Origin of the sequence: Devosia sp. (assembly GCF_040509215.1) — a bacterium.
Lineage (GTDB): Bacteria > Pseudomonadota > Alphaproteobacteria > Rhizobiales > Devosiaceae > Devosia.
The window spans coordinates 1-7649 of sequence record NZ_JBEVLL010000272.1; the positions used below are offsets into that span (position 1 = coordinate 1).

Below are 7649 nucleotides of genomic sequence, written 5' to 3' on the forward strand. Positions count from 1 at the left end.
CGTCGTTTCGCTCCTCTGGCGCTTCATTTATGACGGGCGCAGCGGGCTGCTGAATAACCTGTTGCAGTTCCTCTCGTTTGGGCACTTCCGGCCCGTCGACTGGCTCGGCAATGCCGATACGGCCATGTGGGCCATCATCGTCATGTCGATCTGGCAGGCCGTAGGCTTCCACATGGTCATCTGGCTGGCGGGCCTGCAAAACATTCCGCTGACGCTCTATGAAGCAGCCGATATCGAAGGCGCGTCGAGCTGGCAGAAATTCCGCTTCGTCACCTGGCCGGGCCTACGAAACACAGCCGTCCTCATCCTCGTCGTCATCACCATGCAGGCCTTCGCACTCTTTGCGCAGATCGATGTCATGACCAATGGCGGGCCGCTCGATTCCACCCAGACGTTAGTCTTCCAGGCCGTGCAGCGCGGTTATGAGCAACAGAACATCGCCGGTGGCTCTGCCATCTCGGTGCTGCTCTTCCTCATGGTGCTCGCGATCTCGCTGTTCCAGCGCTACGTCACCCGGGAGCGCTAAGAAATGGCCGCTGTCACTTCACCGAACCAACGCCTCAAGATCAGTCTCAAATATCTGCTGCTGATCCTTGTCGCCCTGGTCTTCGTCTTTCCCATCGTCTTCATGGTGGTCAGTTCGTTCAAGCCCGACCTGCAATTGCTGCGCGATACGTCCTCGTTCCGCGCCTTCCTGCCGGTGGGTGACATCTCGTTCGAGAACTACTTTGCCGCGTTTCGGCGCGCGCCGGTGGGGCTCTTCGTCTTCAACTCGATCTTGGTCACGACACTGACCGTGATCGGCTCGCTGTTCCTCTGCTCGATGGCGGCATTTGCCTTCGTCTTCCTGCAGTTCCGGGGCAAGGAAGTGGTGCTGTCGATCATCATCGCGACGCTGATCGTGCCATTCGAAACCATCGCCGTGCCGATGCTGATGGTGGTAAATTCCCTGCCCTGGATTGGCGGCAGTGGCGTCACCTGGGGCTGGCTCAACACCTATCACGTGCAGATCGTGCCCTTCCTCGCCGATGCGCTGACCATTTTCCTTTTTGTCCAGTTCTTCCGCGATCTGCCCAAGGAACTGATCGAAGCCGCGCGTCTCGATGGCGCGAGCTGGTTCCAGGTCTATTCAATGGTCATCGTGCCGATCGCCGGCCCGGTCTTTGCGACCGCGGCGATCCTCAAATTCCTTGCCATGTACAACCAGTATCTCTGGCCGCTCATGGTCACTCAATCCGAGCAATTCCGGCCGGTCATGGTCGGCCTCCAATACTTCTTCCAGCTCAACACGGCCTGGGGCGAAGTCATGGCGTACCTCTCCATGATCACCCTGCCTGTACTCGCCTTCTACCTTTTCCTCCAGCGCGCCTTCATCACCTCGATCGCCTCGACCGGCATCAAGGGCTGACGCTTCTCTTTAGAAAGACACGACATTGGTTCTCGCACTTAAAGACAAATGGATTTGGGATTTCTGGACCTATCGCGACGGCGATGACTACCACATCTATTTCCTCCAGGCCGACAACACCCTCGCCCATCCCGACATGCGCCACCGCAATGTCACCCAAGGCCATGCCGTCTCCAAAGACCTGATCAACTGGACCCATCTCGGCACCACCTTCGCGCCGGCCGCACCGACCGCCTGGGACGATTGGACCACGTGGACCGGCTCGACGCTGCGCGATGACACCGGCCTCTGGCACCTCTTTTACACCGGCACCGAACATGCCGAAGACGGCATGAAGCAGCGCATCGGCCACGCCACCTCGACCGATGGCCACAATTGGACCCGCGTCGGCAATGGTCTGGCGCTCGATATTTCGGGCCCGGATTATGAAGAATATACCCCTGGCCACTGGCACGACCGCGCCTTCCGCGACCCATGGGTGATGAAGAACCCAAAGGGCGATGGCTGGATCATGTATATGGTCGCCCGCCAGCCCGACGTCGCCGAACCCAATGCCGGCGGCACTGTCGGCTTTGCCACCTCGCCCGATCTCAACACCTGGACGCTGCAGCCCCCCGTGTACAAGGGCGGCATGTTCGGCCAGATGGAAGTGCCGCAGGTCTTCGAGGTGAACGGCAAGTGGTACATGCTGTTCTGCACGGATGGCTCGCACTGGTCCGAGGCCTACAAAAAATTCAATCCTGAAAAGCCCGTCCGCGGCTCGCATTATCTCATGGCCGACGATCCGCGGGGCCCATGGAAAGTTGCACCCGGCCCGTTCTTCGATGGCGCTCAGGGCAGCCGCTATGCCGGCAAGATCGTCGAAACCGACAATGGCCTCGTGTTCATGGGCTTCCTCCATGACGCCGCCGATGACTCCTTCATCGGCCAGGTTTCCGACCCGATCCCGGTGCGCGTTGATGCGGAAGGCCTTCTGCACACTGAACTCGACAAACTGCCGCCCGGCGCCAAGGTCTAAGCGGAAAACGGAGAGAGCATCATGGCTGGACTGAGCCTACAAAACCTCCAGAAGACCTATGGCAAAGTCGAGGTCATCAAGGGCGTTAATCTCGAAATCGAGCACGGCGAATTCGTCGTCTTCGTCGGCCCGTCCGGCTGTGGCAAATCCACCCTGCTCCGCATGATTGCGGGGCTGGAAGACATCACCGGCGGAGAACTGAGCATCGGGGGCCAGGTGGTCAACTCCATGCAGCCGCGCGATCGCGGCGTCGCCATGGTGTTCCAGTCCTATGCGCTCTATCCTCATATGACCGTCTACGACAATGTCGGCTTTGGCCTGAGGATCAAGAAGACCCCCAAGGACGAGCGCGACGCGAAGATTCGCGAAGCGGCGCGTATCCTGCAGATGGAACACCTGCTCGATCGCAAGCCTGCGCAACTCTCGGGCGGCCAGCGCCAGCGCGTCGCTATCGGCCGTGCCATTGTGCGTCAGCCTGAAGTGTTTCTCTTTGATGAGCCGCTGTCCAATCTCGATGCGTCGCTCCGCATGGACATGCGAATGGAGATTTCAAAACTCCATCAGGATCTCGGCGCCACGATGATCTATGTGACGCATGATCAGGTCGAGGCCATGACTCTCGCCGACAAGATCGTCGTGCTCAACGGCGGCGTGGTGCAACAGGTCGGCTCGCCGCTCGATCTCTATCACCGACCGGCAAACCTCTTTGTGGCCGGGTTCATCGGCTCGCCGAAGATGAACTTCATCGACGTAAAGGTGGTGGAAGTCGGAGCGGGAACTGTCACGGTTTCAGGTCCGGACATGACTGCTGTTTCGGTTCCAGTAGCAACTGAAGGCCTCGCGGTCGGCAGCGCGTTGACCCTTGGCGTTCGGCCCCACCAGCTCCTTCCCGGCGACACTGGTGCGATAACGGGGGCTGTTACCATGGTTGAGCATCTGGGCAACGAAACGATCGTCAATCTGCGATTGGCATCGGGCAAGGCGATCATCGTTGGCCTTGACGGTGATTTCCCGGTGGCATTGGGACAGGAACTGCACCTGCAACCGGAAGCCAGCAAGGCCGTGCTGTTCGATTCAGCGGGTGTGGCCATACCTGCACGGGCGGTCTGAGCGAGTACTGGGCGGCGAAGTTGCTAGCGGCGCACGCCCAGTCTCGACATCTTTTCACTCAGCGTCCTGCGGGGGACCTGCAGGGCCTCGGCGGCGGCGGCGATTGAATCGTTGTTGCGGGTCAGGGCATCTTCGATCAGATGCCGCTCGAAGGCAGCGACGCGCTCATTGAGACCGCCTTCGGACATGGGGATGTCAGGGGCTGCCGACCCAAGAATGACGCCGAGCGACCGACCCGTTGCGTCAAGTCCGATGGCAAACCGATCGGCCGCCGCCTTGAGCTCGCGGACATTGCCGGGCCAATGATGATGCACCAGCGCCTGCGTGTCGGCCGGGTGTAGCTGCGGCGCCGGCCGCCCAAAGCGTCGCGCCGCTTCGCCCAGGAAATGATGGAAGAGCAGGATGCAGTCCTCGCCGCGTTCCCGCAGCGGGGCAAGGGTAATGGTGGCGAGGTTGAGCCGGTAATAGAGATCTGCGCGGAAGCGCCCCTCATTGCTTTCGGCGCCCAGGTCAACCTTGGATGCCGCAATGATCCGGACATCGAGCGGGATCTGCTTGTTCGAGCCCACCCGCTCCACCACGCGCTCCTGGATCACCCGCAACACCTTGGCTTGGGCCAGGAGCGGCATGGATTCGATCTCGTCGAGCAGCAGTGTGCCCCCATTGGCATATTCGAATTTGCCGACGCGCTGGTTGCCTGCGCCAGTGAAGGCCCCGGCTTCATGTCCGAAGAGCTCGCTTTCGATCAGCTCGGACGGGATTGCCGCGCAATTGACGGCCACGAACGGTGCCTTGGCGCGGGAGGAAAAGTCGTGGAGACAGCGCGCAACGACTTCCTTGCCCGTCCCAGTCTCTCCCAGAATGATGACATCGGTCGGTATCTGTGCCAGTTCGCGCACCGCATTGCGCAGGCGCTCCATGGCTGAGGAATTGCCGACCAGCCGCGCCGCCAGCTCGGTTTCACCACCGTCGAGGCGACGGCGCAGATCTGCGATCTCGCGCTTCAGGGCCACCTGTTCGCTCGCTCGCCTGAGGCTGGCGACCAACTCGTCGGGAACATAGGGTTTTTGCAGGAAGTCGAACGCGCCCTGCCGCATCGCCTCCACCGCCATGGGCACGTCGCCATGTCCGGTGATCAGGATCACCTCGGCCGGCAACATGCGTTCACGCACTTTTCGCAGCAGGTCGAGGCCGGAAAGACCGGGCATGCGCACGTCGCTGAGGATGACGTGCGGCGCCACAGCGTCGAGCTTTTCGAGCGCAGCGGTGGCGCTATCGGCCACATGGGTGACAAAGCCGGAAAGGCGCAGCCACTGTTCCAGGGCCGTGCGGATCATTTCCTCATCATCGACAATGAGTACGGTTGGCTCAGTCAACGCGTTGCCTTTCGGTTGGTACCGCCAGTCGGGCCAGCGGCAATATCATGGTGAAGCGGGCGCCCCGACCCGGCACACTTTCGGCGGAAATGCTGCCGCCTAGATCGCGCACGAGCCCATAGGAAATGGAGAGCCCCAGCCCCAGGCCCTCCCCCGGACCCTTGGTGGAGAAGAACGGATCGAAAATGCTGCCAATGGCATCGGTCGGGATGCCGACGCCCGTGTCGGCAACGACGACGCAGACCGTGGCTCCGGTCTGTTGCACGCTGATCGACAGGACGCGCATTGTTTGGCCGACCATGGCGTCGGCGGCATTGGCGAGGAGGTTGATCATCACCTGCTCGATATGCACGGGATTGCCCACAACCCGGATGGGCGCCGGCGGTCGGCTATATTCCACATCGACACCGACCTGCCGCAATTTGTGATCGACGAGATCAAGCGCGTCAGCGATCACCACGCCCAGATCCGCCTCGATCGGCGCTGTCGGCTGCTTGCGGGCAAAGGTCTTCAGGTGGCTGGTCAAACCGGCAAGGCGGTCGACAATCCTGTCTATCTGCCCCAGGACCGTTCCGATTTCCTCATCGCGCCGACGTGACGCCAGAAGCTTTGCACTGGCGAGGTGCGTCGTCAGTGCAGCGACGGGCTGGCTCACTTCATGGGCGACGCCGGCCAGCGCCTGGCCCAGGCTTGCAAGCTTTGCGGCCTGCACAAGATGCGCCTGCACCTGCCGCTCGGCATCTTCGGCGCGAATGCGTTCAGCGATCTCCTCGCGAAGTGCCTCGTTGGCGATGTGCAAATCCTCCGTCCGCTCGGCGACGCGCTGCTCAAGCCGCTCATGCTCCGCGAGGCGCTGCGCCAGGAGCCGTCGTCTTTGCGCCAAGAGCGCAAGGATCAATAGCAGCGCAGCAACCCCGAGCCCGACTGCCGATGCGGCAAGCCAGGCGCCACGGAAAAGCGGACCGGTGGGCGTGAACGAGATGATGCGCCATTGGTGCGCGGGAAGCCGCAATTCATCGACCATGAAGATGCCAGATGTGTCGGCATCGTCTCCCGCGATATAAGCGAAATTGACGTCCCGCGAGGCCCAGATGGCCGAAGCAACGGGCGCCTCTCGGGGCCCCTGCGGTCCATAGCGCAGTTGCGGTTTTATACGGGCATAGTCGGCCGGGGAAACCTGAGAAATCGGCCGATAGCGCCAGTCGGGGCGGGTCGAGAGAATGGTGATGTTGTTGGTGTCGACGATGCCGATCAGCTCTCCCGACCGCCACCAATTGGCTTCGATCTCACCGAGGTTGACCTTGGTGACCGCGACACCGAGCGGGCCATCTTCGCCATCGATGCGGCGGGCGAGAAAATAACCGGCAACGCCCGTAACGGTGCCAACGGCGTAGAATTTCGCATCGCCATTGGCCATGGCTTCTTCGAAATAGGGCCGGTAGCCGAGATTTTCGCCGACGAAACTATCGTAGGCCCACCAATTGGAGGCAGCGACCACATGGCCATCGGCGGCCATCACGAAAAGCTCGCCAGCCCCGGCCGTATCGTTGAGACGAGAGAGAAAGCCATTGGCGCGCTCGCGTCGCTCGGCATTGTCCGGATCGGCCAGGATAGCGCGCACTTCTGCGGCCAGCGCCATGCTGGAGGGAAGGTAATGGAAGCGCTCGATGATGGCTTCAAGCGTTCGGTCGAACAGCACCAACCGACGCTCGGCCTGTTCGCCCCCGCTGCGCAGCGCTCCGGAAAGAGAAATTTCAAAGGCCACCCAGCCGCTGGCCACGACCGCGAGAAGGGCCGCTCCAATCAACAGAAGCTGACGGCGTCCCAATAACTCGCTGAGGCCGAGACGGCTTGGCTTTGATGCTTTTGGCAAGAAATTGCCACCTCCTGGGCGACATCTTGGCAATATTCTGCCAGTTTCGCCAGAGTGACTTGCAGAAATCGCAGGTCTGGCCTGCACTTTCGATCTGGCACACGCTTTGCAAAGCAGATGATCGACCGGCGGAGGAGCCGGGTTCAATATCCATCTTGGGAGGACATCCAATGAAAAAGACCGTCGCCATCCTGGCGCTTGCCACTATCGCACTGTCCGGCACCGCCTTTGCGCAGGACTATCCGACAAAGCCGATCACGGTTGTCGTACCCTTCTCGGCCGGCGGGCCAACCGACACGGTGGCGCGCCTCGTGGCCGAAGTAATGAGCGGCGATCTCGGCCAGCAGGTCGTCGTGCAGAATGTCGGCGGCGCCGGCGGCACATTGGGCGCGGGTCAGGTCGCGACTGCCCAGAACGATGGCTATACGCTGCTGCTGCACCACATCGGCATGTCGACCGCCCCGACGCTCTACCGCAGCCTGCCCTATGACCCGCTGACCGACTTCGCTACCATCGGCCTCATCACCTCCGTGCCGATGACGCTCGTCGCCCGCAAGGATTTCGAGCCCAACACGCTTGAAGAACTGCTGGCCTATATCAAGGCCAATGGCGAGAACGTCACCTATGCCCATGCCGGCATCGGCTCGGCCAGCCAGCTCTGCGGCATGCTGCTGATGGAATCGACCGAGACCATCATGACCACCGTGCCCTATCAGGGCGCCGGCCCAGCGATGACCGACATCATCGGCGGCCAGATCGACATGATCTGCGACCAGACCACCAATACGACGAGCCAGATCCAGGCCGGCGAAGTGAAGGCCTATGCCGTGACCTCGTCCGAGCGGCTCGGCAACCTGCCTGACG

The 7649-nt window shown here is 61.5% G+C and carries 7 protein-coding genes; 5 read left to right on the top strand and 2 right to left on the bottom strand.

Annotated features, from left to right (window positions below):
• The 4 genes from ABW043_RS15480 to ABW043_RS15495 form a co-directional block, all read left to right on the top strand.
• A partial coding sequence (locus ABW043_RS15480; RefSeq protein ID WP_353922098.1) for a carbohydrate ABC transporter permease occupies positions 1–526 on the top strand: 526 nt, incomplete at its 5' end.
• 3 nt (positions 527–529) lie between these two features.
• Entirely contained in the window at positions 530–1408 is an 879-nt protein-coding gene (locus tag ABW043_RS15485) for a carbohydrate ABC transporter permease (protein WP_353922099.1), read from the top strand.
• 25 nt (positions 1409–1433) lie between these two features.
• Entirely contained in the window at positions 1434–2426 is a 993-nt protein-coding gene (locus ABW043_RS15490; RefSeq protein WP_353922100.1) for a glycoside hydrolase family protein, read from the top strand.
• A gap of 21 nt (positions 2427–2447) precedes the next feature.
• Entirely contained in the window at positions 2448–3536 is a 1089-nt protein-coding gene (locus ABW043_RS15495; RefSeq protein ID WP_353922101.1) for an ABC transporter ATP-binding protein, read from the top strand.
• 23 nt (positions 3537–3559) lie between these two features.
• Here ABW043_RS15495 and ABW043_RS15500 read toward each other — a convergent pair whose 3' ends face one another.
• Together ABW043_RS15500 and ABW043_RS15505 are read right to left on the bottom strand one after the other, a co-directional pair.
• Positions 3560–4912, bottom strand: coding sequence for a sigma-54-dependent transcriptional regulator (locus tag ABW043_RS15500; RefSeq protein ID WP_353922102.1), 1353 nt, complete (start codon positions 4910–4912; stop codon positions 3560–3562).
• Positions 4905–6785 carry a sensor histidine kinase gene (locus ABW043_RS15505; protein ID WP_353922103.1) on the bottom strand — a complete coding sequence of 627 codons (1881 nt, stop codon included), beginning with the start codon at positions 6783–6785 and terminating at the stop codon, positions 4905–4907. The genes ABW043_RS15500 and ABW043_RS15505 overlap by 8 nt, the downstream gene beginning before the upstream one ends.
• Positions 6786–6955: 170 nt before the next feature.
• Here ABW043_RS15505 and ABW043_RS15510 point away from each other — a divergent pair.
• On the top strand, positions 6956–7649 hold a 694-nt coding region (locus ABW043_RS15510; RefSeq protein ID WP_353922104.1), incomplete at its 3' end, for a tripartite tricarboxylate transporter substrate-binding protein.